This window comes from Rhodocaloribacter litoris (assembly GCF_011682235.2).
Classification (GTDB): Bacteria; Bacteroidota; Rhodothermia; order Rhodothermales; family ISCAR-4553; genus Rhodocaloribacter; species Rhodocaloribacter litoris.
This window is the reverse complement of sequence record NZ_CP076718.1, coordinates 3,843,370-3,869,280: the sequence shown is the minus strand read 5'-3', so window position 1 is coordinate 3,869,280 and position 25,911 is coordinate 3,843,370. Positions and strand designations below refer to the sequence as shown.

Annotated in this window: 20 protein-coding genes and 1 pseudogene; 6 read left to right on the top strand and 15 right to left on the bottom strand. The window is 68.4% G+C overall.

Annotated features, from left to right (window positions below; all coding sequences use genetic code 11):
- Nucleotides 1-9: 9 nt before the first annotated feature.
- From GQ464_RS15990 to GQ464_RS15980, 3 genes and pseudogenes are all read right to left on the bottom strand, one after another.
- Nucleotides 10-381 (bottom strand): 2Fe-2S iron-sulfur cluster-binding protein, encoded by a 372-nt coding sequence (locus GQ464_RS15990; protein ID WP_166973507.1) that lies wholly within the window; start codon nt 379-381, stop codon nt 10-12.
- Between the two features lie 101 nt (nt 382-482).
- On the bottom strand, nt 483-1,868 hold the full coding sequence (locus GQ464_RS15985) for an MFS transporter (RefSeq protein WP_166973504.1): 1,386 nt from the start codon (nt 1,866-1,868) through the stop codon (nt 483-485).
- 186 nt (nt 1,869-2,054) lie between these two features.
- Nucleotides 2,055-3,237: pseudogene (locus GQ464_RS15980) on the bottom strand (RNA-guided endonuclease InsQ/TnpB family protein).
- 306 nt (nt 3,238-3,543) lie between these two features.
- Between GQ464_RS15980 and GQ464_RS15975 the strand changes: the two are divergent.
- Both GQ464_RS15975 and GQ464_RS15970 read left to right on the top strand, forming a co-directional pair.
- The gene (locus GQ464_RS15975) at nt 3,544-6,447 is read left to right on the top strand and encodes a serine hydrolase domain-containing protein (RefSeq protein WP_166973501.1); all 2,904 of its coding nucleotides are present in this window, start codon (nt 3,544-3,546) and stop codon (nt 6,445-6,447) included.
- Between the two features lie 119 nt (nt 6,448-6,566).
- Nucleotides 6,567-6,845, top strand: coding sequence for an FmdB family zinc ribbon protein (locus GQ464_RS15970; RefSeq protein ID WP_166973498.1), 279 nt, complete (start codon nt 6,567-6,569; stop codon nt 6,843-6,845).
- Between the two features lie 85 nt (nt 6,846-6,930).
- Here the strand turns inward: GQ464_RS15970 and GQ464_RS15965 are convergent, their stop codons facing one another.
- The gene (locus GQ464_RS15965; protein ID WP_166973494.1) at nt 6,931-8,187 is read right to left on the bottom strand and encodes an acyl-CoA dehydrogenase; all 1,257 of its coding nucleotides are present in this window, start codon (nt 8,185-8,187) and stop codon (nt 6,931-6,933) included.
- A gap of 271 nt (nt 8,188-8,458) precedes the next feature.
- On the opposite strand from GQ464_RS15965, the gene GQ464_RS15960 reads away from it, so the two are divergent.
- A complete protein-coding gene (locus GQ464_RS15960; RefSeq protein WP_228350363.1) occupies nt 8,459-10,795 on the top strand; it encodes a heavy metal translocating P-type ATPase in 2,337 nt (778 codons plus the stop codon).
- A 184-nt stretch (nt 10,796-10,979) separates the two neighbouring features.
- Nucleotides 10,980-11,192 (top strand): excisionase family DNA-binding protein, encoded by a 213-nt coding sequence (locus GQ464_RS15955; RefSeq protein ID WP_166973491.1) that lies wholly within the window; start codon nt 10,980-10,982, stop codon nt 11,190-11,192.
- Between the two features lie 7 nt (nt 11,193-11,199).
- Here the strand turns inward: GQ464_RS15955 and GQ464_RS15950 are convergent, their stop codons facing one another.
- The 5 genes from GQ464_RS15950 to GQ464_RS15930 all read right to left on the bottom strand — a co-directional run bounded on the left by GQ464_RS15950 (nt 11,200) and on the right by GQ464_RS15930 (nt 15,298).
- A complete protein-coding gene (locus GQ464_RS15950; RefSeq protein ID WP_166973488.1) occupies nt 11,200-11,739 on the bottom strand; it encodes a DinB family protein in 540 nt (179 codons plus the stop codon).
- A gap of 50 nt (nt 11,740-11,789) precedes the next feature.
- A complete protein-coding gene (locus GQ464_RS15945) occupies nt 11,790-12,092 on the bottom strand; it encodes a ferredoxin family protein (protein WP_166973485.1) in 303 nt (100 codons plus the stop codon).
- Nucleotides 12,093-12,169: 77 nt separating this feature from the next.
- Nucleotides 12,170-13,489, bottom strand: a complete 1,320-nt coding sequence (locus GQ464_RS15940; protein WP_228350362.1) for an FAD-dependent oxidoreductase — start codon at nt 13,487-13,489, stop codon at nt 12,170-12,172.
- 26 nt (nt 13,490-13,515) lie between these two features.
- Nucleotides 13,516-14,490: an electron transfer flavoprotein subunit alpha/FixB family protein gene (locus tag GQ464_RS15935; protein WP_166973482.1), complete on the bottom strand. Its 975-nt coding sequence runs from the start codon at nt 14,488-14,490 to the stop codon at nt 13,516-13,518.
- A 67-nt stretch (nt 14,491-14,557) separates the two neighbouring features.
- A complete protein-coding gene (locus tag GQ464_RS15930; protein ID WP_228350361.1) occupies nt 14,558-15,298 on the bottom strand; it encodes an electron transfer flavoprotein subunit beta/FixA family protein in 741 nt (246 codons plus the stop codon).
- Nucleotides 15,299-15,602: 304 nt separating this feature from the next.
- Here GQ464_RS15930 and GQ464_RS15925 point away from each other — a divergent pair, with 304 nt between their 5' ends.
- The gene (locus GQ464_RS15925; protein ID WP_166973480.1) at nt 15,603-16,133 is read left to right on the top strand and encodes a hypothetical protein; all 531 of its coding nucleotides are present in this window, start codon (nt 15,603-15,605) and stop codon (nt 16,131-16,133) included.
- 93 nt (nt 16,134-16,226) lie between these two features.
- Here GQ464_RS15925 and GQ464_RS15920 read toward each other — a convergent pair whose 3' ends face one another.
- Together GQ464_RS15920 and GQ464_RS15915 are read right to left on the bottom strand one after the other, a co-directional pair.
- The gene (locus tag GQ464_RS15920; RefSeq protein WP_166973478.1) at nt 16,227-16,823 is read right to left on the bottom strand and encodes a hypothetical protein; all 597 of its coding nucleotides are present in this window, start codon (nt 16,821-16,823) and stop codon (nt 16,227-16,229) included.
- A gap of 93 nt (nt 16,824-16,916) precedes the next feature.
- Nucleotides 16,917-18,092 (bottom strand): DNA double-strand break repair nuclease NurA, encoded by a 1,176-nt coding sequence (locus GQ464_RS15915; protein ID WP_166973476.1) that lies wholly within the window; start codon nt 18,090-18,092, stop codon nt 16,917-16,919.
- A gap of 159 nt (nt 18,093-18,251) precedes the next feature.
- Between GQ464_RS15915 and GQ464_RS15910 the strand changes: the two genes are divergently transcribed.
- Complete coding sequence (locus GQ464_RS15910) at nt 18,252-20,345, top strand: tetratricopeptide repeat protein (RefSeq protein WP_166973473.1); 2,094 nt, start codon at nt 18,252-18,254, stop codon at nt 20,343-20,345.
- Between the two features lie 62 nt (nt 20,346-20,407).
- Here the strand turns inward: GQ464_RS15910 and GQ464_RS15905 are convergent, their stop codons facing one another.
- The 4 genes from GQ464_RS15905 to GQ464_RS15890 form a co-directional block, all read right to left on the bottom strand.
- Nucleotides 20,408-23,662: a carboxypeptidase-like regulatory domain-containing protein gene (locus tag GQ464_RS15905; protein ID WP_166973472.1), complete on the bottom strand. Its 3,255-nt coding sequence runs from the start codon at nt 23,660-23,662 to the stop codon at nt 20,408-20,410.
- Between the two features lie 78 nt (nt 23,663-23,740).
- Complete coding sequence (locus tag GQ464_RS15900; RefSeq protein WP_166973470.1) at nt 23,741-23,902, bottom strand: hypothetical protein; 162 nt, start codon at nt 23,900-23,902, stop codon at nt 23,741-23,743.
- A gap of 18 nt (nt 23,903-23,920) precedes the next feature.
- Nucleotides 23,921-24,388 (bottom strand): hypothetical protein, encoded by a 468-nt coding sequence (locus tag GQ464_RS15895; protein WP_166973468.1) that lies wholly within the window; start codon nt 24,386-24,388, stop codon nt 23,921-23,923.
- Nucleotides 24,389-24,523: 135 nt separating this feature from the next.
- Nucleotides 24,524-25,810: a RagB/SusD family nutrient uptake outer membrane protein gene (locus GQ464_RS15890; RefSeq protein WP_166973466.1), complete on the bottom strand. Its 1,287-nt coding sequence runs from the start codon at nt 25,808-25,810 to the stop codon at nt 24,524-24,526.
- Nucleotides 25,811-25,911 lie beyond the last annotated feature (101 nt).

The window sequence follows — 25,911 nt, the reverse complement described above, 5'->3', positions numbered from 1 at the left end:
ACGATACGTTCAGGTTTCCAGGGTGTCCCGGTCGAACCAGACCGCTTCCGGCTCGACCCCGGGGGCCGGCTCCGGCCCGGGATCGCTCCAGCCCATCTCCGATACCCGCATGAGCGGCTCCACGTGCATGTCCCGGTCCACCACGATCTGGCAGGCCAGGCGCACCTCGCCGAGCAGCCCGGCGCTTTTGAGCTTCTCGTACTCCGCCCGTGTCATCTTTTCGGGCTCGCCGTCGTGAAACCGGACGCGGCACGTGGTGCAGCGGGCGAAGCCGCCGCAGCGATGCCCGATATCCACCCCACAGCTTTCGATGGCCCGCACGAGACGTACGCCGGCCTCCACCGTACACGGTCCGTATCCTTCAATCGTCACAACAGGCATGATCGTCGTTTCGGTTGGTTTTCAGGGTTGTTCAGGCGTCGAACGGGCAACGCGGCACCCACCGCGGGGCGGCTCCAATTTCGGGCTCGAACGGGTGGGTTTCAATGCTCGTGCAGGGCGGCCCGTTCGGCGGCCCGGCTTTTCAGCCCGGTAGCGAGCAGCGTCAGGACACAGGCGACGGCCGCGATCACGAGAAGGGCACGCTGGTAGCCAGCCGCCGTCCCCCCGCCCGACGCCGCGACGGCACCGATGAAGGCGCTGCCGGTCATCTGGCCGATACTGATAAAGAGGGTGATGATACCCTGGGCCACGGCCCGCTCGGACGCCTTCGACTCGTGCAACAGGATGTAGGCCAGGGCCGAACCGAGCAACCCGGCAAGCCCCAGCCCGATGAGCACCGACCCGGTGTAGAAAAAGAGCCGCAGATCCCCCGCCAGTCCCACCGTCGTCATCCCCAGGGTGAGCAGGGTGGTGCCGGCCAGCACGACGGCCTTCGAGCCGACGCGGTCGAGCACCCGCCCGGCCACCGGGGAAGCCAGCGCGACGGCCAGCACCAGCGGCAGCAGCATGAACGAGGCCGCCGACTTCGTCACGCCGAAGGCGGCAACGGCCAGGGCCGGAAAGAAGATGAACGCCGCCTCGGTCATCCCGGCCCCGGCGGCGAGCAGGCCGGCCAGGATCACCTGCCGGCTTTCGAAAAGCCCGAGCCGGACCAGCGGCTCCGGCGCCCGGCGTTCGAGGCGCAGAAAAAGCGGAAAGAGCCCCCCCACCAGGCCCAGCGCCAGCCAGAGACGCGGTGCCCGCAGGCTTTCCACGAACCGGCCGGTATCGATCTGGTTGATGCCATAGGCCAGCGCCAGCAGCATCGCTCCGAGCGTGAGCAGCCCGCCCCAGTCGATCCGCCGGGCGGCCCCCGGTGCCGGGCCGGGCAGGGTCCGCAGCGTCGCCACGAAAACGACGGCCGCCAGCGGCAAGTTGGCCACAAAGAGCCACGGCCAGCCGAAGAGCAACAGGACGCCGCCGATGACCGGCCCGATGATGAAGGCCAGCCCGAAGACGGCGCCCAGCACCCCGAGCGCACGTCCCCGCCGCTCCGGCGGGAACGCGTCGCCGACGACGGCACTCGCTACGGGAAAGATGCCGGAGGCTGCCAGCCCCTGCACCGCCCGCCCGGCCAGCAGGACGGCGAACGTCGGTGCCAGCGCCACCACCAGCGACCCGGCGGCAAACAGGGCCACATCGGCTGCATACACCGCCCGGCGTCCGAACACGTCGGAAAGCTTCGCCATCAGCGGCACCCCCACCAGGTTGAACAGCACAAACGTGTTGAACACCCAGGCCAGCGTGCGCTCGCTGACACCGAAATGCTCGCCGATAGCCGGCAGTGCCGGCCCGACCAGGGCAATGTCCAGCGCTGCCATCAACACGCCGAGAAACAGTACGGCCAGCAGCCGTCCGGGTGAAGTACGATCCGTCAAAACCGGCATGGTCTGGCTTTTCAAAAACCAAAGCTTCGGAGTTTAGGCGCCGGTACCCGGCCCGGCAAGCCTCGTTTCCGGATAAACGATGAGATTCCGGCCAATTATCGCCGCGCACCTCTCCCGAAGCACCTGTCCCTCCAGCCCGATACCTTCTTGACACTCCCACGGCTCTGGGCACGTGAGATTCTTGCTTCATCGACAGTCGCCGCCGCTAACCAGAGCTAGCGCAGGTCTTACACCGTCTCCACAAGCTGACACGGTATGTCCTACCGCCAGAATATTCTGTGCCGCGTTGATATCGCGGTCGTGTTCCTCCCCGCAGCGAGGGCATACCCATGCCCGCACACCCAGCGGGAGCGTCTCCATCGTATAACTACACCTCGAACACGTCTTGCTGCTTGGGTACCATCGATCGATCTGCACCAGCTGCTTGCAGTACAGGTTCGTCTTGTACGAGAGCATCCCGACGAACGCGCTCCAACCGGCATCGCTGATCGCCCGGGCGAGGCTGTGGTTCTTGACCATGCCCCTGACGCAGAGCGACTCAGTGTAGATCACGTCGTACCGCCGCACGAGCCGCGTCGAAAGCTGGTGCAGGAAATCCTGCCGCTGGTTGCTGACCTTCGCGTGCAGCTTTGCCACCTTCCGGCGCTGCTTGTGCCAGTTGGCGGATCCCTTCTGTTTGCGAGCGAGCTTTCGCTGCTCGCGGGCAAGGCGACGGAGCGCGTTTGAGATGCTTTGGCCGTGTTACACGGCCCTTATTACCGCTACGCCAACCGTCGGAGGTTACCACTACGTCCTTCACGCCGAGATCGATACCCCCCTCTCTCTTGGTTCTCGGGAGAGGTTTGTGCTCCACCTCGACGACGAAGCTGATGTAGTACGTCCCGTCGGGCTCCTGAACCACCGTCAAGCTCGACGGATCGCTCGGGAGCGGGCGGCTCCACCGGATTTTGAGCGGGGTGCTCATCCTGGCGAGCGTCACGATGGGCTGCCCCGGCACTCCGCTATCCTTGAGCGAGAAGCCGCGCCGGGTGTACGTGGCGCTCTGCCGGTGCTTCTTCGCCTTGAAGCGAGGAAACCGGGAAGCGCCCTTGAAGAACGCCGTGTACGCTTTGTCGAGATGCCGAAGGGCCTGCTGGAGCGGAACGCTGGAGACTTCACGAAGCCACGCATGATCAGGCTCCCGCTTCAACTGCGTCAGACGGCGATCCGTCTCGGCGTAGCCGATCTTCTCGCCTCGCTCGCGGAACGCATCCTGCTTCATTGCCAGTGCCCAGTTGTAGACGTAGCGAACGCACCCGAACTGCCGGGCGAGCATCTGTCGCTGCTCGGCGTTGGGGTAGAAGCGGTATCGGTAACGAACGGTGGGCATGTAGGCAACAGGCTTCACAACGTATTATGTGTCGTTGCGAAAGCTCCTGGCCGGAGCGGATTCGCTTATTCCCGGAGGCGGCTTCCTCCCACGTTGGGCCGCGTTACGCGGCCTTTAAAACGCGTGGGCTTCCGCCGCTCTCAACCCCGACCCTTTTATCGTGAAAAAAATGTGCAGGCGGGCAGGTTCAACGCGCAACGTTCGGCACGCAACGTGCAAGACCCCCGTTGGATTCTTAGTTTGGGAAAACACCGGCATCCCCGCCGGCCCCGAACGCTTCGCATCCCCTGCACCCGCTTGCCGATCATGTTCCGCACCTGGCTTCTCCTGTGCCTTCCCGCCTTTCTCAGCCTGGCCTGTGCGGCACCACGCACCGTCGAGACCGGCGAAGACGGCACGGTGCCGTGGGTCGGCCAGACCCTGGAAGCGTTGACGCTGGAACAGAAAGTCGCCCAGCTGTTTGCCGTACCCGCCTATGGCTATTTCCGGAGTACGGATGATCCGGCCTATGCAGAACTGGTCGAACTGGTCGAGCAGGTCGGGGTCGGCGGCGTCATCTTTTTCCAGGGTGAGCCCCTGGCGCAGGCGATGCTGGCCAACGACCTGCAATCCCGGGCCCGGCTGCCGCTGCTGGTTTCGCAGGACATGGAATGGGGACCGGGGATGCGGCTCGAGCACACGACCACCCTGCCGCGCACGATGGCGCTCGGGGCCACACGAGACCCGGCGCTGGCCTACACAGCCGGCTACATGACGGCCCGGGAAGCCCGCGCGCTGGGCGTCCACCAGATCTTTGCCCCCGTCGCGGACGTCAACAACAACCCGAACAACCCGATCATCAACGTCCGCTCCTTTGGGGAAGACCCGGCACTGGTGGCCGAGATGGTGGCCGCGTTCGTCCGCGGCGCCCAGGACGGCGGCGTCATCGCCACGGCCAAGCATTTCCCCGGCCACGGCGACACGGCCACCGACTCGCACGCCGATCTGCCCGTCATCCTTCACGACCGGGATCGCCTCGATCACGTCGAGCTGATCCCGTTCCGGGCCGCGGTGCAGGCCGGCATCGGCAGCATCATGACGGCCCATATCGCCTTCCCCCGGCTCGAAACCGACCCCCGCGTCCCCGGCACCCTCTCGCCGGCCATCACGACGGGGCTGCTGCGGGAAGCACTCGGCTTCGACGGGCTCGTCGTCACCGACGCGATGAACATGGCCGGGGTGACGAAGCACTTCGAACCCGGCGAAGCGGCCGTCCGGGCCATCGCCGCCGGGGCGGATATGGTGCTCATGTCCGAAGACGTTTATGCCGCCCGGGCCGCCGTCCTCCGCGCCGTGACCGAGGGACGCCTGAGCGAGGCACGGATCGACCGCTCGGTGTACCGCATCCTCCGGGCCAAGGCCCGCCTGGGCCTTCACCTGAACCGGACCGTGGACCTGGAGGCCGTGCGCCACCACGTCGCCACACGCCCGCACCGGGTGCTCAGCGAAACCATCGCCCGCGCCTCGCTGACGCTCCTCCGCAACGAGCACGACCTGTTACCCCTTCTGCCGCCTCCCGGACGCCTGTTCATCCTCACCCTCAGCGACGACGACGACCCCGACACGGGCGCCGCCTTCGCCCGGACGATACGCGAGCTCGCCCGGGGCGCCGTCGTCACCCACCGCCTCGTCGACCGCCGCACCTCGGACGCCGAGCGGGAGCGTTTCCTCCGCGAAGCCGCCGGGTACGACGCCGTCCTCGTCCCGGCCTTCGTGCGCGTGCGTTCCTGGAGCGGGCGCATCAACCTGCCGGACGATCAGCGCGCCTTCCTCGACCGCCTGCTGGCCCTCGACCCGCCCGTGGTGCTGCTCTCCTTCGGCAACCCCTACATCGTGATGGGCCTGGCCCGGCAGCCGGAGGTCTACCTGGCGGCCTACGGGGGCGCCGAGGCGTCGCAGAAGGCCGCCGCGCAGGCGCTCTTCGGCATGAGCCCCGTCGGCGGGCGCCTGCCCGTCACGATCCCCGGCCATTATGCCTATGGCGAAGGCCTCTCCCTGGAGCAGGTCGCCCTGCGGCCCGGCTTCCCGGAAGAGGCCGGCATGGACGGCGACGCGCTCGACCGCGTGGACTCGCTCCTGCATGCCGCCATCGAGACCCGCGCGTTTCCCGGCGCCGCCGTCGCCATCGGGCGGGACGGCGTCCTGGTCAAAAGCGAGGGCTATGGCTACCACACCTATGCCGCCGGGCAGCGCGTCACCCCGCAATCCCGCTTCGATCTCGCCTCGCTCACCAAGGTCGTCGCCACCACCACAGCGGCGATGCTGCTCTATGAAGACGGGCGGCTCGACCTCGACGCGCCGGTGGCCACCTACCTGCCCGAATTCGGCCAGAACGGGAAGGGGCACGTCACCATCCGGCAGCTCCTCACGCACACGAGCGGCCTGATCCCCTTCCGCCCCTTCCACCGGATGGGCTTCACCACGCGGGAGCAGGTCCTGAAAGCCATTCTGGCGGACAGCCTCGTCTACCCCCCCGGCACCGAGACGCGCTACAGCGACTTCAACATGATCGTGCTGGCCCTCGTCATCGAGCAGATCACCGGACAGGACTTCGCCACCTTCACCCGGGAAGCCATCTTCGAACCCCTCGGCATGCACAACACCGGCTTCATCGCGGCCGGGCACGGCCCGGACACGACCGCCGTTCCCACCGAGTACGACCGCGACTTCCGCAAGCGGCTCGTGCAGGGCGAGGTCCATGACGAGACGGCCTACCTGCTGGACGGCGTCGCCGGGCATGCGGGCCTCTTTTCCACGGTGGAGGACCTGGCAACGTTCGCCTACATGCTCCTCCACGAAGGACGCATCCACGGGCGGGCGTTCCTCCAGCCCGAGACGATCCGCCTCTTCACCACCCGCGCCGACGCCACCGGCGAGAGCACCCGTGCCCTCGGCTGGGACACGAAAAGCCCGGAAGGCTACTCCTCCGCCGGCCAGTACTTCGGCCCCCGCAGCTTCGGCCATACCGGCTTCACCGGCACCTCGCTCTGGATCGACCCCGACCAGCAACTCTTCGTCATCCTGCTCTCGAACCGGGTCTATCCGACCCGCGAGAACCAGCGGCACCGGACCGTACGCGCTGCACTGGCCGACCTTGCCGCCCAGGCCATCCGCGAAACGCCGCCGCGCCCCCTCCTGCCAACCCCGCCGGGCACGTACGCCACCGAGTGAACTTGCACCGAAAGTCTCGACTGGAATGGAACATTATTTGTCCGGCAGGCTAAACCGGCTGCATCCGAGCTGCGGCATGCGCCAGAATGTCATATGGATCAACCAACCCGGAAGCAGCGATGCCGACCTACGTCTACAAACGCGCAGACGGAACCACCTTCGAGATCGAACAGCGCATCAGCGAACCGGCCCTGACGACCTGCCCGACCACGGGCCAGCCGGTCACACGCCTGATCACCGGCGGCGCCGGGCTCATCTTCAAGGGCAACGGCTTCTACCTGACCGACTATGCCCGCAAGGGCAACGGCGCCGCAAACGGTAACGCAAAAGGGGATACCCGGCCGAGCACCGGCGGCGAACCGGCGGCGTCGAAAAAGAGCGAAACGGCCTCTACCTGACCCCCGGCGCCGCTACCGGGGAAGACGACAGAAAAGCCGGCTCGGAGCCGGCTTTTTCGTTTGGCTCGCGCCGGGCGCAGGGGGATCACTCCGCCTCGACTGCCTTCTTTTCGGCCTGCGGGGCTTTCTCCGGCAGGTCATTGCCGCGCGGGATGAAGGCCTGGATGCCGGTCAGCTCGCGGCCCAGGATGAGGCCGTGAATGTCGTAGGTGCCCTCGTAGGTGTTGACGCTTTCGAGGTTGACCATGTGGTGGATGACGCGGTACTCGCCGGTGATGCCGTTGCCGCCGTGCATGTCGCGCGCGATGCGGGCGATCTCGAGGGCCTTGCCGCAGTTGTTCCGTTTGGCCAGCGACACCATGGCCGGCGTGGCCCGCCCCTGGTCCTTGAGCACACCCAGGCGCCAGGCCAGCAGCTGCATCTGGGTGATGTCGGTCAGCATGTTGGCCAGCTTCGTCTGGATCAGCTGCATGGCGGCGAGCGGGTAGCCGAACTGCTCGCGTTCGAGGACGTACTGCCGCGCCCGGCGGTAGCAGTCCTCCGCCGCACCGAGTGCGCCCCAGACGATCCCGTACCGGGCATTGTTCAGGCAGTCGAAGGGCCCCCTCAGCCCCCGGATGTCGGGAAAGACGTTCGCATCCGGCACGAAGCAGTCCTCCAGCACGATCTCGCCGGTGATCGAGGCGCGGAGCGACATCTTGTTGTGCGTCTTCGGCGTGGAGAAGCCCTCCATACCCCGCTCGACGAGAAAGCCCCGGATGACGCCTTCCTCCTCCTTGCGCTCCTTCGCCTTGGCCCAGACGACGGCCACGTCGGCGATGGGCGAGTTGGTGATCCACATCTTGGCGCCGTTGAGCACCCAGCCGCCCTCGACCCGGAGGGCCGTCGTCTTCATGGACCCGGGGTCGGAGCCGTGGTCGGGCTCGGTGAGGCCGAAACACCCGATGAGCTCGCCCGTGGCCAGGCGCGGCAGGAAGCGGCGGCGCTGCTCCTCGGTGCCGAACTTGTGGATCGGGTGCATCACCAGCGACGACTGCACCGAGCAGAACGACCGGTAGGCCGAATCGACGCGCTCCAGTTCGCGGGCAACGAGGCCGTAGGCCGTGTAGCTCACGCCGGCCCCGCCGTACTCGGGCGGGATCGTTGGCCCCAGCAACCCGAGTTCCCCCATCTCACGCGGGATCTCCGGGTGAAAGACCTCGTTCTGGTTGCCCTCCAGGGCACGCGGTTCGAGCTTCGCCTGCGCATACTCGCGCGCGGACTCCATCACCAGCCGGTCCTCTTCGCCGAGCAGCTCTTCGAAGAGGAAAGCATCATCTGCATTGAAGGCAAATCCGGGCATCTCGTCTTTTCGAATGATCGATTGAGCTTGCGGAGTGTCTCGCCTCATCGCCGCGCATGACCCCATACGGCGTAGCGCTTCCGGAGAAGATACGCATCCGGGCCGCGCCGCACACCGGCCGGGCCGCACCGGACTGTGAACTTCCGTTCATTTTATGCCGCTGCACCGGGCATGTTTTGCCTTGACTTGATCCAGGTACGAATTCCATGGCGGGCCGAACCTGCACGCCCGGCGCCTGTATCACCTTCGCATCCGAACGACGTAGCCTGCCATGCATCGCCCCCGTCCCGACCAGCAGCCTACCGACGCCGGCCTTGCCGCCGATGCCTGCGCGTGCGAGGACGGCCCGTGCATCGAAGCCCCCGCGCCAACCTGCACACAGGAGCCGGGCGGCACCGAAGACGGTCCCGGCAAGACCGGCCGGCATGCAACGGACATGGCGACCGGGAACCTGCGCACCCGCCTGGTGCGGATCGTCCCCCCGCGCGGGCGGGCGTGTGAGTCGTGTGCCCGCACCTTCGAGCGCAACCTGGGCCGGCATCCGGGCGTCCGCGAGGTTTCGGCGAGCTTCCGGAGCGGCGTCCTCAAGGTGACCTTCGACGCGGCGCAGGTCACGCCGGAGCACCTGCGCGAACAGGTGGAGGCGCTGGGCGTGCAGGTGATCACGGACCGGCGACCCGGCGAAGCCGGTCCTTCACGTGGCCTGTGGGCCTGGCTCACCCCGATCCGGCTGGAGGTCCTGCTGACGGCCGTTACGTTCGTGGCGATGGTGGGCGGGCTCCTCGCCGAGAAGCGCGGTGCCCCGGTGCTCGCGGCCCTGCTCTTTGCCGCCGCCTACGCGGCCGGCGGGTACTTTGGCGTGCGGGCCGGGCTGGCCTCGCTGCGGCACGGCACGATCGACATCGACCTGCTGATGGTGCTGGCCGCCCTGGGAGCCGTCGTCGTGGGGGCACCGTTCGAGGGCGCCCTCCTCCTGTTTCTCTTCTCGCTCTCGAACGTGCTGCAACATGCCGCGATGCGGCGCACGCGCCGGGCCATCGAAGCCCTCATGCAGCTCCGCCCGGACACGGCAGTCGTGCGACGCGGCCCGGCCACCGAGACGCTTCCCGTCGAGGCGGTGGAGGTGGGCGAGATCGTCGTGCTGCGCCCGGGCGACCGTATCCCGCTCGACGGCACGGTGGTGGCCGGCACGAGCGCCGTCGACCAGGCTTCCGTCACGGGCGAGTCGATGCCCGTACAGAAAGCCCCGGGAGACCCCGTCTTCGCCGGCACCCTCGCCGTGGACGGCGCGCTGGAGGTCCGGGTCACCCGCCGGGCCGGGGAATCGACCCTGGCCCGTCTCATCGCACTCGTCGAGGAAGCCCAGGCGGAGAAGGCCGAAACGCAGCGTTTCATCGACACCGCCGAGCGGTATTATGCCACCGGGGTGGTCGTGATGACGGCCCTGGCCGTGGTGATCCCCCTGGTCTTCCTGGGCGAGGCGTTCGGAACGGCCTTCTACCGCGCCATGACGCTGCTGGTGGCGGCCTCGCCGTGCGCGCTCGTCATCAGTACCCCGGCCACCATCCTCTCGGCCATCGGCAACGCGGCCCGGCGGGGCGTGCTGTTCAAGGGTGGCGTCTACGTGGAGAAGGCGGCCGAGGTCAGGGTGATCGCCTTCGACAAGACCGGAACGCTGACGGCCGGCCGCCCCCGCCTGACCGACGTGCAGCCGTATGGAGTCGCCGAGGACGAACTCCTGCGCGTGGCGGCCACCCTCCAGGCTCGCTCCGAGCACCCGCTGGCCCGCGCCACCTGTGAGGCGGCGGCCGGACGCGGGCTGGCCCACGGCGAGGCGGCGGCGTTTCAGGCCGTCACCGGACGCGGCGTGCGGGGCGAGGTCGACGGCCGCACCTATCGCATCGGCAACGTGCGCTTCTTCGACGACCTGGCGGTGCCGGACCGCGCGGCCGTCGCGGCGGAGGTCGAACGTCTGGAGGCCGGGGGCAAGACGTGTGTGGTCGTGGCCGAGGTAGACGAGCCAAACGGCACGGCGCGCCTGCTGGGGCTGCTCGCCTACGCCGATGTGCTCCGGCCCGGCGTCCCCGGCGTCATCCGCGAACTCCGGCGGCTGGGTATCCGGCACCTCGTCATGCTCACCGGCGACAACGAGCGCGTGGCCGCCCGCATCGCCGCCGAGGCCGGCCTAGACGCCTTCCATGCCGGCCTGCTCCCCGAGGACAAGCAGCGCCTGCTCCGCGACCTCGAAGCCCGGCACGGCCCCGTCGCCATGGTCGGGGACGGGGTCAACGACGCACCGGCGCTGGCCACCGCCACCCTCGGCATCGCCATGGGGGCCGCCGGCACCGACGTGGCCCTCGAAACGGCCGACATCGTGCTCATGGCCGATGCCCTCGACAAGATCCCCTACGTTTTCGCCCTCAGCCGTGCCACCCGCCGCACCCTGGTGGTCAACCTCACCTTCGCCCTGGCTGTGATCGTGTCGATGGTCGCCGGCATCCTGTGGACCGGCCTGCCACTACCGCTGGCCGTCGTCGGGCATGAGGGCAGCACCGTGCTCGTCTCGCTCAACGGCCTGCGCCTGCTCGGCTTCAAGTACCACGCCTGACCGCGCCGGTTGTGGCCGTTCGCGGGGGGACGATCCCACATACCCCGGACCACGCACCACGAAACACACCATACGGCCAGCTTCCCTCAAATCCCCTCTTTTCAGAACTTATCCCCCCGCCCCTCGTACCAGATTTTATCCGATACGCCTGGAATTCTTCAAACGCACGCAGGGGGCGCATACCATGAAGGTGACCGTTCTGGACCCGGTCGAACCGCTCACCCCGGTGGAAGTATGCCGCCAAACCGGCGTCCCGATGGACTGGCTCCAGCGGATGCTCGACCGGAACAAGATCTCCCACGTCAAATCGAGCTACCTCCGGCTCATCAACAGCAGCGACCTCGACGAGATCCGGGCGATGTACGACGAATACGTGAGCCGACGCAAGAAGAAGTAGGCCCGGCTCAGCCCGCCACGACGGCCGCGTAGCGTTCGCGCAGGATGCGCTGGTGATGCCGGACGTGCCCGGCCAGGATGTAGAGCAGCGCACGTACGCTCACCGGTGTTCCGTTCGCCGTGCCCTGCCGCGTCCCGTCCTCCGGCGCCAGCGTCTCCACGAGCGCCAGCGTGGCGGCGCGCGCCGTCTCGAAACCGTCGAGCAACGACGCCAGCGGGAGGCGGTCGAACCCGGCGGCGGCCACATAGGCCTGCTCATCGAAGCCGGGCAGGGGCGTTGCGTCGCCCCGGGCGATGCGCAGGAGGCGGCAGGCCAGAATCCGCTCGGCGTCGGTCAGGTGGCCGACCACCTCCTTCACGCTCCACTTGCCGGGCGCATACCGGTACCGGGCGGCCTCATCCGAGAGGCTCCCCAGCAGCGCCCGCAGTTCCACAGGCTGGCTCCGCAGGACCTCCGCCACGTCCTCCCCGGCGACCGCCTCGACGTAGCCGGCATAGAACGGGGCGTATTCCCCGGGAGCCGGCACCGGTATCTTCTCGTGCAGCATAACGGTGCGTCGATATCCCGATCTGCCTGTGCAGGCACCGAGGGCCGTCTTCAACCCAGGCTCCAGTTCACCCCGCGCCCGGTTTCCGGATCGGGGAAGCGCCAGGTGACCGCCCCCTGATCGCAGGCATACAGGCACGTGCCGCACTCGATGCAGTCCTCGAACTGGAAATGCACGTGGCCTTCATCGTCGAGCGTGTAGCAGTTGGCCGGGCACACATACGTGGTGCACTTGTGCGGGCAAACGCTGTTGCAGATCGACGTGTCGACGAGAATGTGCGGGGTCGCCTGGCTCCGCCCCTGGTTGCGGTAGTTGACCAGCCCGAGCCGTTCCGAGATCGAGAGCTTCTGCATGAGGATCCTGTTGGTGCGTTGCGCGCTGAACGTTTCACGTTCGGCGCCAAGCGTTTCCGGCCGTGTACCGCGTCAGTCTACAGCGCCCGGGCCGCCTTGATCCCGAGTTTGATGAGGTCCCAGTAGGAGGCGTGGCGTTTGATGGCGGCCCGCAGCATCTGGCCGGCCCTGGGCGTCGGGGCGCTGTCCACGGTGAAGAACTGCCGCCCGAAGTCGCAGATCAGCTCCGGCACCGGGCCGAACATCATCGGGCTGTGCAGCAGGTGGACGGCGTCCTGGAACGTGCGCAGGTCCTTCATCACGTAGCTGTTCTCCAGCGCCGTGCGGTAGTTTTTCAGCGTCGCCGCCGAGAAGTCGCCCCGCTCCCGGGCGGCGATGACCGTCTCGGCGGCCAGGATGCCCGAGCGCATGGCGTAGTCCATCCCCTGGATGGCCCTGCCCGCGTTGAGCAGCAGCCCGGCGGCCTCGCCCGCGATGAGCACGCCGTCCGCGTAGACCTCCCGCGGCATGCCCCGCAGGTCGCCCACCGAGACGACGTGCGCCGAATACTCGAGCACCTCCCCGCCCCGGATCATGTCCGCCACCACAGGGTGTGCCTTGAACTCGTTGAGGAGATCGTAGGGTTTTCTCCCCTTCTCGCGCAGGTCTTTCATCCCGAGCACGAGGCCGAGGGAGACCGATTCGGTGTTCGTGTACAGGAAGCCCCCGCCCTCGACGCCGCCGCTGGCATAGCCGACGAACTCGTTCGTCAGGCCGCTGCGCCCGCGGAGCTGGAAGCGGTCCTCCAGCACGTTGCGGTCGAAGCCGATGACCTCCTTGACCCCGACGGCCACGTAGTCGGCCGGGACGTAGTCCGCCTGCAGGCCCACCTGGCGGGTCAGCAGGTTGTTGACGCCCTCGGCCAGCAAGACCACGTCGGCGTAGAACTTCTCCTCGCCCGCGCGGATGCCCACGGCCCGGCCGTCTTCCATGAGCACCTCCTCGACGAGGATGTTTGTGGCCAGGAACGATTCGTCGGCCACGTCGCTGGCGTCGATGGCGGCCTGCACCTTCTCGGCCAGCCAGGCGTCGAAGCGGGCGCGGAGGACGGTGACGCCGCTGTAGGGCGGCGCGTCGAAATGGCTGGACTTGAAGTCGATCGTAAAGGCGGACTGCGCGTCCATGAACGTCAGCCGCCGGTGGTTGACGAACCGCTCAAAGCCGTCCTCCTCGTGGTATTCGGGCACGAGGCGGGCCAGGTCGCGCCCCCAGAGGACGCCGCCGGAGACGTTCTTCGCCCCGCAGAACTCGCCCCGCTCGATGAGCAGGAAGCGCACGTTGGCCCGCGCCAGGATCATGGCGGCGCTCAGCCCGGCGATCCCGCCGCCGACGATGATGCAGTCGAACTTTTCGTCCATCAGGTGTTCGCCCCCGGCGAGCGGTCTCAGGCCTTGACCCGTTCGAGTTCCTCGGCAAGCACCGGCAGGATCTTGTAGAGGTCGCCCACGATCCCGTACGTGGCGTACTTGAAGATGGGGGCGTCCGGATCCTTGTTGATGGCCACGATGACGCGGCTGTTCTGCATGCCGGCCACGTGCTGGATGGCCCCCGAGATGCCGACGGCGACGTAGAGGTCGGGCGAGACCACCTTGCCCGTCTGTCCGATCTGGGCGGTGGCGGGAAAGAGGCCGCTCTCGACGACGGCCCGCGAGGCCCCGATGGCCGCGCCGAGCACCCCGGCCAGGCGCTCGACGAGTTGCTTGCCGGCCTCATCCTTCACCCCGCGCCCGGCGGCCACCACCACCCGGGCCTCGGACAGGTCCACCGCCCCGCCCGCCGCCGTGACGACCTCACGGAGCGTCTGCCGGAGCGAAGCCTCGTCGAAGGTGAACGGGATCGCCTCCACGGCAGCGCCGGCGGGTGCCTCCTCGGCGGTGTAGGAGCCGGACCGCACCGAGACGAGCACCCGGGGCGCCCGGGCCTCCGTCCGGGCCAGCATCTTCGCGGCCATCACCGGGCGCAGGGCCTCCACCCCGCCGTCGACCAGCTCGAACGAGGACACGTCGGGCAGGGCGGCGGCGCCGACCCGCACGGCCAGCGCCCCGAGCACGTCTTTCACGGCCTCCGTCGAGGCGAAGGCCACCACGTCGGGCCGGGCGTGCTCGATGACGGCCGTGAGCGCCGCCAGCACCGGGGTGTTCAGGTGCCGGCGGAAGACCGGATGGCTGACCGTATAGATCGTCTGCGGGCCATAGGCCTTCACCGTATCCAGGTGAGCCGCCGCATCGGCGTCGACGATGGCCGCTTCGAGCGTGTGCCCGCCGGCGGCAGCCAGCTGCCGGCACCGCGTCAGCACCTCCAGCGACGACCGCCGGACCTTTCCATCCTGGATGGAGATACACGTGAGGATCTTTGCCATAGAGCGTCGAAGGTTCGAGACGGCACGGACATTCGGCGTCCACGTGCCGGGATGCCGGGCGGCACCGTCAGAGGACCCGGGCTTCTTCGGCGAGTTTCTTGCAGAGCAGCCGGGCCACCTCTTCCGGTTCTCCTTCCAGGCGTTGCCCCGGCTCGCGCTCGGGCACCGGCTCAAAAGCCAGCACCTTCGTCACCGGCAGGCCTTCGGCGGGTACGGCCACCTCCCGGGTGTCGATGGGCTTCCGCTTGGCCCCCATGATGCCCTTGAGGGTGGGAATGCGCGGATCGTTCATGTCGTTCGAACACGTGACCAGGCACGGCATCGGCAGCGCGATGATCTCCTGGCCGGCGTCACCCTGGCGGGTGACGACAAGCTGCCGCGTCTCCGCCTCGTAGGCCAGGCCGACAGCGTTCGAGGCATAGGGCAGCCCCAGCCGCTCGGCGAGCATGCTGCCCGTCAGGCCGGCGTCGGTGTCCTGTGCCTGCTTGCCCGTGGCGATGACGTCGTAGTCCTTGTTCGCCAGGTAGTCGGCCAGCATCTTCGCCACGGCCATCGAGTCGGGGCGCTCGTCATCGCCGATGACGAGGTGGGTGGCCCGGTCCGCACCCATGGCCAGCGCCTTGCGGATCGTCTCGGCCGCCGACGCCGGCCCGATGAGCACCAGGTCGATCTCTCCCCCGTATCGCTCCGTGAGGACCAATGCTTCTTCGACGGCGGAAGCATCGTACGCGTTGAGCACCATCCGCCCGGTGTGGACCGGCGCGCTCACATCGGGCACCTGCTTGATACAGACGCAAAACTTGATCATCGAGCCTCCCGGGAAAATCCCTGTTTTCGGACCACGCAAGCGCTTTTCAGGCCGGTTCGTGCGGCCAACTTACAAAACGTGCGTCTGGCAAGATTCGAAATTTGCGTAAAGCGCCCCCGCCCGGCCCCACCCCTCCCGGGCGCGCCGGTATAAAATCTGCAAAGCCCTTTTTTTACGCCCCGTGTTTTCCGATTTTCGCGCAGGCTCACGGCGCGGTGACACGGGGCCTTACGCCCGGCCGTGGGTGAAACGACAGGTACGGGTCGTACCCGCACGCTGCATTCTTGACGCATCCTTCGACGCCATGCACGCTTCGATGATAGACCGGCACGTGATCCGGGGCCTCCTGCTGACGACGGTCGTGCTGCTCGCGTGTGCGAGCCGCCCCGCCGCGTCGATGGCACAACCCATGACCCCACGCCTCGGCCTCGGCTTCAACACCATGCTCAGCACCGAGGACGGGCTCGGGCTCGGGTTCATCGGCCGCGCCTCGGCACCGGTGAACGCCGACCTGTCGTTTGCCCTCGACCTGGGCTTCGCCGGCTTCATCCTGGAAGGACGGGACGAGGCCACGTACATCTTCAACCCGCAGGTGTCGGCCATCGTCACGCTGCCGGGGGTGCGGAGCGCCCCCTACGTTCTGGGCGGCGTCGGCGGCTACATCCCCCTCAACGACCGGCGCCGCACCGTCTCCGGCCCGACTCTCCACCTGGGCATCGGGTGGGTGCGCGCCCTGCACGAAACCTCCCTCTTCTACGAGTTGAACCCGGCCCTCATCATCGGGGAGGAAAACGTCGAATTTGCCCTGCCCTTCCGCATCGGGCTGATCTTTTGACGGGTTGCAGCCGGCGGTTTGAACAGGTCGGGTCCGAGCCGTGACGGGGCCGTCCTCAACCCTTCCCTTTTCAACCCGCATGTGGCAGCGTGGTCAGTCCACGATGCGGCGGAGGATGGACTGGAGGCGTTCGTGGTCGTCGTCCAGGAGGCGGCTGAGCACCCGTCCGGCGGCGATGAGGTCGGCTTCGCCGTCGGGGCCCTCGCCGAAGGCGTCGTAGCGACCGCGCAGGACGGCCACGACGAGGTCGTCCACCGGCACGGCGGGGTCGGGGCTCTGGATGAGGGTGCGGAGGTAATCGAACGGCGGGCCGAGCGCCCGCACCTCGTCGGCCGTGCAGGCCTGGACGAAGCCGTGGATGGGTGCCGGATGCGGCGGGAAGGTCTGGCGGAGCCGGCCCCGTGCATCGCGGTGGGCGAGCACCTGGGTCCGGAACGTGGTGCGCAACAGCGCCAGCACCTGCGGCATCTCCCGCTCGAGTTCCTCCGGCGTCATCCCGAAGGCCACGGCGCGCCGGTGCGGCTCGTAGCTGCCGATCTCGACGTGGCTCACGACCCCGTAGAGCACCGTCCCGCCCGGATGGGCCACCTTCACCCAGGCCCCGAACGCCGGAGCTTCCGCCTCCCGGTAGACCTCGGCCTCCCACGACCGGGTGTTCGAAGCGATCACTTCGCCGAGCCTGTTTTCCACGTCGATCTGCTGCCTTGATCCCACCAGCGCCCGAAATATACACGCACGAACCGGGGGCGGACCATGAAGACGGGGCGGAAAAGCGCCGTTCCCTCACACGACCGGCCGCCGCTTCGAGGCCTGCTTGCGCGAACCGGCGTACGAGAGCCCTTTCCCCCGCATCTCGCGCTCGATCAGCTCATAGAACAGCGCCTTCTCCTGGGCCCGGATGACGGCGCGTTCGTGGGCTTCCGAAAGGATCATGGGGTAGCCGTTCCCCTTCTCGCACTCGCTGAGCACGACGGCGTGAACGAGGTCCACGAGGCGCTCGTCGTCGGCCACCCAGCAGGGGATCTCCACCCGGCCGATCTCTCCGCCGCCGGGCAGGGGCACGTGGAGGTAGAAATAGCAGATGCGGTCCTCCCCGTATTCGCGCTGGATGTGCGAGGCCGACTCGAACGTGGCCGAGCGGGCTCCGGGCGGCAGCACGGCCTCGAAGAGGCGCCGGTCGGTCAGCCCGGCGAGGGTCTGTTCGGGGTCCGGCGGCGTTGTCCCATCGCCTGTCTCCTCGGGTTCGTCGAGAAAGAGGCGCAGCAGATTGACCACCTCGGTGTTGGCGGGCATGCTGATGTAGGAGCACAGGGGCAGGCCCTCGTCCCGGAAACCGCTCAGAATTTCGGTGTAGCGTTCGATGAGTTGCGCCTCGAGCGCGCGGTTCTGCATGCGCCGGATCATCCAGCGGATGAGCGTCCCGTCGGCCAGGGCGACCAGCGGCCGGCCTGGCAGGCGCGCGGCCTTCGCGGTATCCAGCAGCTCGCGCAGCTCGATCTCGTCGCGGAGGGCAGAGACGACCTCGGCCGTGGCGCCGTCCAGGAGCGGGTCTTCGAGCGCGTCGAGCTCGGTGCGGCGGTAGCGGAACACGGGCACGGCTTCCATCAGCGGGCGCTCGCGGGTGCCGTACTGAAAGGCGATCCGGCTGACGTTGAGCAGGTAACACGTCGGCTCCACGTGACGATCGGGGAAGATCTGGGAGCCGTCGGTGGCGACGACGGTCACCGGGGTGGGGCGGGGACCGCAGTGGTGCACCCCGCCCGGATCGGCCCGCAGGCCGGCCACGAGCCACTTCGGACGGGCGGCGGCCACCTTCTCCCGCAGCCCCTCCCACGCCGGGCGGCACGCTTCCAGCGCCGCCAGCGCCCGTCGCAACCGCGAGGCCGTCAGCGCCGCCTCCCGGGTCTGGTACGCGCTGAAGTCGGCAAGCTGGGATTGCAGGCGATGAAAGTCGAGCATGGCGGGTTCTGAACGATGACGACCGGTGGGGATCAGAAAATACGGAACGCGGGCTTCCGGCGCACCCTGCCCCGACCCGGTGATGCCTCCGGTTTCGTTTGTGGAAGACACCCTGCAAAGGTTAGATTGGCGGGGTCGTTGTGCCTTTCTCTCACCGCCATGGGTCGTTTATCCGGTTTCGTCCTCCTTCTGGCCCTGCTGTGGCCCCCGGGCTGCACCCCCGGCGATCCGGTGCCCCCCCCGGCTCCGACGACGCCGGCGTCCCTGCCTGCCGGCGGCGCCTACGTGGGCGATGCCGCCTGTGCGTCCTGCCATCCGGACATCGCGGCGGCCTATGCCCGGACGAACAAGGCCCGTTCCGTCGCACGCTTCGACCCGGCCGCGGCACCCGAGCGCTTCGACGGCACCCGCGTGCCACATCCCGCCTCCCGCCTGGCCTACGAGGCCTTCGTCCGGCAGGACACCCTCTACCAGCGCGAGCTTCGCACCGACGCGGACGGCAACGTCCTGCACGAGCGCGCACACGCCGCTGCCTACGTCATCGGCTCGGGCAACGCGACCCGCTCCTACCTCATGGAGGTGAACGGCTACCTGACCGAGATGCCGCTGACGTGGTACGTCCATGCCGGGCGATGGGACATGAGCCCGGGCTATGCCGAAGCCAACGACCGGTTCGAACGCCAGATCAACGTGGCCTGCATCACCTGCCATAACGGGCCGGTGACCCACACCCCCTTCACCCAGAACCACTACACCGAGGTGCCGACGGGCATCACGTGCGAGCGGTGCCACGGCCCGGCCTCGCGCCACGTCGCCCGGTGGCGCGAGGCAGCCCCGGCGGAGCCCGGCACGCCCGATCCCACCATCGTCAACCCCGCCCACCTCGACCGGGGCGGGCAGCTCTCAACCTGCCTGCAGTGCCATCTGGCCGGTGTGCTCGTCTTCAAGCCCGGCGAGGACCCGACCACCTACCGCCCCGGGACGCCGCTGGCCGCACACCGCACCGTTTTCGTCCCGGAAACGGAGCTGACCGACCCGGAAGCCGTCGGGATCGACTCCCATCCGGTGCGGCTGGCGAAGAGCGCCTGCTACCGGCAGAGCGCGATGACCTGCACGACCTGTCACGACCCGCACCGGCCGAAAGCCCTGCTCCCCCCCGACCACTACAACCGCGCCTGCCTCCAGTGCCACGATGCCGGTCACGAGGCCATCTGCACCCGGCCGGAGGCCGACGCGCCCGCCCGGGCCGCTTCGGGCAACTGCGTCGGGTGCCACATGCAGCAGGGCGGCACCACCAACGTGCCCCACGTGGTCTTCACCGACCACTGGATCCGCCGGCGACCCGGACCGCCCCGGGATCCCGCGACCGCCCGCCCCGCCTTCGACAGCCCCGCGCCCCTGCGCCTGACGGCCCTGCTCGAAGCCGACCGGAGCGAGCATCTCCTCATCCCGCGCACCCGCCGCACACCGGCGACTGACCTGGAGACGGCCATCGCCTACTTCGACTTCTACGAAACGATGCACCGGGTTCCGGCCTACCTGGACTCCGTGCGGCTCTATGCCCGGCGCGGCTTCCGGGCGGGTGCCGACCACGTCGAGGCACGCATCGCCCTGGGGCGTGCACTGGCCGAGATCGACTCTCTCGAAGCTGCCGCCCGCGTCCTGGACGACGCCGCCCGGGCCTACCCGGAGCACGCCTGGGTCCACTTCTGGCACGGCGCCGTCCTGGAGGCACGCGGCCGGGAAGACGCCGCCATCGCCGCCTACGAACGGGCCGTCGCCCTCCAGCCGAAACTCATCGAGGCACAGGTCAAGCTCGCCGACGCCCTCCTGAAAGCCGGGTTCAAGGAACAGGCCCGCTCCCGGCTGGAAACCGTCGTCCGACTCGACCCGGTGCATCGCCCGAAGGCCTGGTACAACCTGGGGTTGCTCTACCTCGAAGCCCGCCGCCCCGACGACGCCGCACAGGCCTTCGCCGAAGCCGCCCGGCTCGACCCGGACCTGGCCGACGCGTTCATCCAGCTGGGGTCCTTCCATCTGGCCCGGAACGAGCTGGACGAGGCGGCGGCCCAGTTCTACCGGGCCATCGTGGCGGCACCGGACCATCCGGCCGGCTACGGCAGCCTGGGCCTCGTCTACCTGCAGGCCGGCCGGCCCCGCGAAGCCCGTCAGATGTTCGAGAAAGTGCTCGAACTCGACCCCGGTAACACCCACGCCCGGGCTTTCCTGAACCGGCTCTCCGAGAGAAGGTGAGCCGTAGGGCGGTGTGGAAGTAGGCCGGTGAGCGGGAAGGGGAAGGTGGCGTCCGGGTGGCCTCAGCGTGCCAGGTCGAAGTCGATGGACCGCTCCACCGTGCGGCCGGTCACCGTGTCCGTCACCCGCACGACGAGGCGCACGGGCCCCGTATCGACGCGGCGCAGGTCGATCCCGATGAGTTCACGGGCCGTCGTGTCGGAGCCGGTGTTCCGGGTCCGGGCCGAGGTGCGACGCACGGCACGCCCCCCGGGGTCGGTCACGACTTCGACTTCGATGTCATAGTGCACCTGCTCGTCGTCGCCATAGGCCAGGTGGTACACCTCGAAGGCCAGCGCCAGGTCCATGCCGGGGTGGAGCGTGCGGAACGGGAACGGCACCGGTGCCGTGGCGTCGCCGGCGTTTTCCAGCGCCACGGGCCGGTCCGGGGCTTCCAGGTAGACGGGTTTGAGGTCACTCATCTCGAGCACGGCGGGATCGGCCTGCAGGGGCTGGAGCCCGTCGAACCGGGCGGTGGCGGTCCGGAGATAGGCGCCGGGCTGGCCGCCTTCGGCGACGTTCCCCGGCAGGTACTGATCCCACTGTACGGCCAGGTGATAGGGCGCGGTCACGCCGGTGACGGTGGCGATCTGGACGGGTGCCGGGGCGCCGGCCGGGAGGTCGGCGGCGAGGTAGCGGGCTTCGGTAGGTACCCGGCGGCGATAGTCCTCGGAGAAGAGGGTCATCGTCATCGTGAGGTAGAAGCGGCCGGGGGGGGCGGCTTCCCCGGGCCAGTGCTCCTGGCGCAGGCGACGGCTCATCGGCAGGGTCCCGGGCACGTGGCTCCAGTACAGTTCGGTGCGGGTGGTGCCGTCGGGATCGAGGAAGCGGGCCGTGCGGTACGCGACGGAGAGTGGCTCCAGCATGCCGCCGATCCGGGAGTGGAAGCGGGGCGCTTCCGCTTCACGCCGGCGCCGGGCCTCCCGGGCCTGTGCCTCGAAACGGGCTTCGGTGCTGTTCACGAACGAGAGGGCCGAAGCCGAGATCGTCCGGGCACTGCCGGCCCGCGTGGCCCGGATGTCCGCCTCCTGCCGCTCCAGTTCCTCATACGGCCGCTCGAAGTCGGGGTGATAAAGGGCCAGCTGGGCATACACTTCCTTCCAGAGCGCAAACAGGGCCTCGGCCATCACCTGGTTGGCCGGCAGCTGATCGCCCGAAGGGTTACTGATCGTGATGGGATTCGTGTGCCCGACCCCCCGGCGCTTGTGCGCATCCCGCAACGTCTCCGGGATGAGGTCTTCGGACGAAGCCTCCTGGTAACGCCCCTCCTTCTGGACGAAGAGATAGTAGATCCGGTCGTCGACGTGGCGATAGGTCCAGAGTTCGTTCACCGGAGGGATGAGCGGGCCGGGCAGGGCATAGCCGTTCATGCGCAGCACCTGGGTGGCCCGGGCCACGTCCACGACGATCGCGTTCTTCGAGTAGGGGGGCCCGTAGCGCACGTAGGCCGTCCCCCGGTCGTCGAAGCCCGCGAGGGCCCCGTCGAAGGCAAAATGCCGGAGGGCATAGGCCACGCGGGCCAGGTGTTCGGCCACGCGTTCGTTGAGCGCTGTGGCCGGCAGCGGATCCTGCCGCCGCCACCAGGTGGCCAGGAACGCGCCGGCGTCCGGATGCAGCCGCAGGCCCTGCCCGAGTGGCCCCGGCGTCCCCTCGACCACCCGGCGGCGCTCCTCGTCGGAGAGGACGGGCAGCATCTGGGCCACGTGCCGGCGGACGATCCCGGCCTCGGCAGGGGGCAGGTCCTGTCCGGCGCGTTCGAGCAGGGTCAGGTAGGCCCCGGCCGCCTGTTCATAGGCGTCGCGGTCCTGCCGGGTGAAGACGTTGCGGATGAACGCATCGGCCATGCGGATCTCGAAGCGTTGCCGCCCGGCCAGGCCGTCGAGGCCCTGTTGCCAGGCCCGGCGGGCCGCGGCGGGGCGGTCCAGGGCTTCGTAGGCGACCCCGAGCCAGTAGGCCGCGGCCCCGGCCTCCCCGGTGAAAAAGCCGGGGGCCGTGGCCAGCACGGGGGCCAGATGCCCCACGGCCTCCTCATAGGCCTCCTGCGCCACCGCCCGCACCCCCGCGGCGACGGCCGCCTGGAGCGCGGCCTCCGTCAGATCCGCCCCGGCCACCGGCACCTCCGCGCCTTCCGGATGATACTCCCGCGGCAGCATCTCCGCCACCCGCTCGAAGTACCAGTAACCGAACTTCGTCACGGCGTACGTATCCTCCACGATCCCGTCGGTCGTCACGAGAACGCCGGGCCGGTTGAGGGCAATGTAGGAGATCTGCTCGTCGTCGCTGGTGGGCATACGCCGGGCGGCGAACTCCCGGAACTTCAGGTACGGGGCTGCAGGCCGTTCCCTGAAATAGACGACCTTCAGGTAGCCCGGAAAGTCGAGCCGTCGTTCGAAGGGCAGGTCGCCGGGAAAGAGGATCTCGTGCGGTTCGACGCCGCTGACGCGGGGGGCGGGCCGGCCGCCGGGCACCCCGGCATAGAGCGACTGCCGGGCTTTCTCTTCCGAGAGCAACATGAAGCCCTCATCCCAGAGGCGATCCCGCACGAGGGCCGTCAGAAAATGGCGAAAGGAGCCTTCATAGGCCGCTCGCCGGCGGCGCGCCCAGGCTTTCCGCTCCTCCTCGTCGGCCGGCGTCAGCTCGGTGAAGCCCACCCGCCCGCGGTACTTCACGAAGCGCTGCCGCTCGCGCAGTTCGAACTCGTCCAGGACGAAATGGAGCCGGTAGCCGAGGGCCCGGTTTTCGATCAGCAGCGGGGCCTGTGCCCGCACGATGAAGCGTTCCCGCTCATCCTCGGCGACCTCGTACGCCAGCACCTCGGGGTTGAGGATCTCGCACTTCGACGCGTTCTCCGAGACGCCCAGGAAGAACCGGCGGAACCGCTCGAACCAGCGCCGGCGCGTGCGGTCGGAGAGGGCGACGACCTCCACGGCACCGGCCTCGACGGGGCGGGGCTCCAGGCGAAAGGTGAAGGCGAGCGTGTCGGCGCCGGCCAGCCGTACCGGCTGCGCTTCGGCCGCGTAGCCCACGAACGAGGCGACCAGCTCGTAGGTCCCCGCCGGAACGTTCTCGAGGATGAAGCCGCCCCGGGCGTCGGTAGCCGCACCGGCCAGCGTGCCGGCGAGAAACACGCTGGCGCCGGAGAGGGGCTCGCCCGTCTCGGCGTCATAGACCTGCCCCGTGAGCGTACCGTAGGCGCGGAGCTGCGGCTGGGCCTGTGCCGCGAGCACCCCGGCTCCGAGCAGCCAGGCTCCGATCCATACGATGCGCCATCCGTTCATGACCTTCCTGCCGCTTTACCGGCCGGTACCGCTTGCGGTTTGTATGTCCGAAGCGATCGCGCGATCCGGGGTGCAGGCTCAGGTTCCCGCTCCGGGACGTTGTTCCACGAGCGTCTGGTCGCTGCCGCCGTCCCCGCCCTCGGGATCACCCGAACCGCCTTCCCGGTCCGACCCGAAGAAGTCACAGCCGGCACCGGCCAGCACGGCCACCATCAGCAGCACGATCCACAACCGACGCATGCCTGACGCTCCATCTGGTTAAAAGTTGTCGTCATCCGGCTCGATGATCCGGCTCCGGAAGTTGTAGACGATGAGGACGGAATCCTGATGGGTTCCGGGTTGCTGATCGCTCCGGAGCCGGCCGTCGATCCAGAGGCGGGCCCGCAGGCTGTCGCCCTGCGGATCGAGCCGGCGAATATGGGCGAAAAACTGGCTGAACGTGCGGATGTCGTAGGTTTGCTCAAACGGGAGGACGACGTTGAACGTGTCGGCCTCGAAAAGCTGGACGAGCAGGGTGTCGCCCCGGTAGAGGCCGTCGGCGTCGAAGAGGGCCTGGCGTTGCGAGAGAAAGTTGGTGGAGACGACGAGCACGGTGCCGGTGCCCGTCGTTCCGTCGAGGCGCAGGCGTGCCTCGGTAGGCGGGTCCGTGCCGAAGAGGCCGCACCCTGCCAGCAGGCCGGCCAGCACGAAGCCGGCCAGCGCCCGGGTCCCGGTATGCCGTTGCATGCCCATCCGCCTTGTCCGGCCCTGCGACGTGCTGGCCTCCGGCGCTGGGCGTTCCCGGACGGGAAAAACGCCGGAGGCCGTATCACGCCGCAGGCAGGTGATTCACGCGGGGTCTGTACGCTGCGCAGACCGGGTCTACTGCACGAGCGGGTTGGCTTCGATCTCGATCCTGGTGATCGGGAGGAACGTGCCGGGCCGGGTGACGGCCGGCGCCGTATCGACCCACTCGGGCGAGCGCAGGCCGAAGCGGTAGAGGTCGGCCAGGCGACGGCCCTGCAGGAACAGGTTCACCGCCCGCGACTCGATCAGCAACTGGCGGGCATCGACCTGACCGCTGTAGGGCGAGAGGCCGTCGAGCGCCCGCAGGTTGTTGATGTGGGTGGTGAAGCCGTTCATGTCGCCCCCGGCCAGGGCGGCTTCGGCCAGGATCAGGTGCATTTCACGGGCCGAGACGACCGTGATGTCCGAGTATTCCCGCTCGGCCACGTACGTTTCGATGACTTCCTGGAGGTAAGGATGCACCACGCCGTCGATCATGTCCGGATAGGTGACCTCCTCCACCTTGTTGCCGGCCGCGTTACGCCGCACCCACGTGTCGGTGAAGGTGAACTCGAGGCGGTTGTTGACCTCGCTGGCCATGTAGTTCGCAAGCTGGAAGCCCCCGTCGAAGACCATCTGGTAGCGGAAGTCGGGGTCCATCTTGGCCAGGGCGGCAGCCGCCTCAGCGGCCCCGGCACTGACGAGCGGGTTGGCGGTGTCGACCGGGTTGACCTTCTGCCAGACGGCCTTGCCATGCACGATGCGGGCCTTCATGCCCAGCAGGGCCGCTTCGAGTTCACCCGTCGGCCCCAGCGCCAGCGCCTTGTTGACGGCACTGAGGGCCTCGTCGTAGAGCGTGCCCATGTTCTGCGGCCCGACGGGCGGCCCCGGCTCCGTCCGGTCCGAGATGGTGAAGTCATCGAACATGTCGGCAATCGTCGTATAGATGATTGCCTTGTAGAGGTAGACCCGCATCTGGGCCGGTGAATTTCCGGCGCCCTGCTCGCGGAAGGCTTCGAGCCGCTTCGCGAACTCGTCCGTCATCCAGCGGGCCTCTCCCACATAGGGATAGGCCTGGTCCGAGAACTCGTTGCCGGGGAAGTCGATGACGCCGTTGTCGAGCTGGCCCCAGGCGTCGCGGGAGCCGACCCACGTCATCTCGTCGGTGGCCACCGAGTAGGGTGCGTAGACGAAAGAGAGGGCCCGGGCCACGGCCGCCTCGGCCCCGTTGGCCATCGGACCCGCCGCCGCCGGGTTGTTGAGGTCGTCCTCGATCAGGTTGTTCGGGTTCTCGACATCGAGGATGTCGCACCCGGTCCACAGGAAAGCGGCCAGCAGCAGCGTGCTCAGCACCGGTGCCGCGCCTTTGATCCATCTATTCATGACAAAACCGTGTTTTTCGTTCGGTTCATGGTACACGCCCCCGGTCCGTTCGCAGGGATGACATTCGGATCCGTAAGGTCACGTACCATCACGTCCAGGGG

Coding starts and splice junctions, on each gene's coding strand:
- GQ464_RS15895 (WP_166973468.1), bottom strand. CDS start 24,388: ATGCAACGGCATACCGGGACCCGGGCGCTGGCCGGCTTCGTGCTGGCC.
- GQ464_RS15930 (WP_228350361.1), bottom strand. CDS start 15,298: ATGATCAAGTTTTGCGTCTGTATCAAGCAGGTGCCCGATGTGAGCGCG.
- GQ464_RS15945 (WP_166973485.1), bottom strand. CDS start 12,092: ATGCAGAAGCTCTCGATCTCGGAACGGCTCGGGCTGGTCAACTACCGC.
- GQ464_RS15910 (WP_166973473.1), top strand. CDS start 18,252: ATGGGTCGTTTATCCGGTTTCGTCCTCCTTCTGGCCCTGCTGTGGCCC.
- GQ464_RS15990 (WP_166973507.1), bottom strand. CDS start 381: ATGCCTGTTGTGACGATTGAAGGATACGGACCGTGTACGGTGGAGGCC.
- GQ464_RS15955 (WP_166973491.1), top strand. CDS start 10,980: ATGAAGGTGACCGTTCTGGACCCGGTCGAACCGCTCACCCCGGTGGAA.
- GQ464_RS15925 (WP_166973480.1), top strand. CDS start 15,603: ATGCACGCTTCGATGATAGACCGGCACGTGATCCGGGGCCTCCTGCTG.
- GQ464_RS15950 (WP_166973488.1), bottom strand. CDS start 11,739: ATGCTGCACGAGAAGATACCGGTGCCGGCTCCCGGGGAATACGCCCCG.
- GQ464_RS15900 (WP_166973470.1), bottom strand. CDS start 23,902: ATGCGTCGGTTGTGGATCGTGCTGCTGATGGTGGCCGTGCTGGCCGGT.
- GQ464_RS15960 (WP_228350363.1), top strand. CDS start 8,459: ATGCATCGCCCCCGTCCCGACCAGCAGCCTACCGACGCCGGCCTTGCC.
- GQ464_RS15905 (WP_166973472.1), bottom strand. CDS start 23,662: ATGAACGGATGGCGCATCGTATGGATCGGAGCCTGGCTGCTCGGAGCC.
- GQ464_RS15935 (WP_166973482.1), bottom strand. CDS start 14,490: ATGGCAAAGATCCTCACGTGTATCTCCATCCAGGATGGAAAGGTCCGG.
- GQ464_RS15985 (WP_166973504.1), bottom strand. CDS start 1,868: ATGCCGGTTTTGACGGATCGTACTTCACCCGGACGGCTGCTGGCCGTA.
- GQ464_RS15915 (WP_166973476.1), bottom strand. CDS start 18,092: ATGCTCGACTTTCATCGCCTGCAATCCCAGCTTGCCGACTTCAGCGCG.
- GQ464_RS15940 (WP_228350362.1), bottom strand. CDS start 13,489: ATGGACGAAAAGTTCGACTGCATCATCGTCGGCGGCGGGATCGCCGGG.
- GQ464_RS15970 (WP_166973498.1), top strand. CDS start 6,567: ATGCCGACCTACGTCTACAAACGCGCAGACGGAACCACCTTCGAGATC.
- GQ464_RS15890 (WP_166973466.1), bottom strand. CDS start 25,810: ATGAATAGATGGATCAAAGGCGCGGCACCGGTGCTGAGCACGCTGCTG.
- GQ464_RS15965 (WP_166973494.1), bottom strand. CDS start 8,187: ATGCCCGGATTTGCCTTCAATGCAGATGATGCTTTCCTCTTCGAAGAG.
- GQ464_RS15975 (WP_166973501.1), top strand. CDS start 3,544: ATGTTCCGCACCTGGCTTCTCCTGTGCCTTCCCGCCTTTCTCAGCCTG.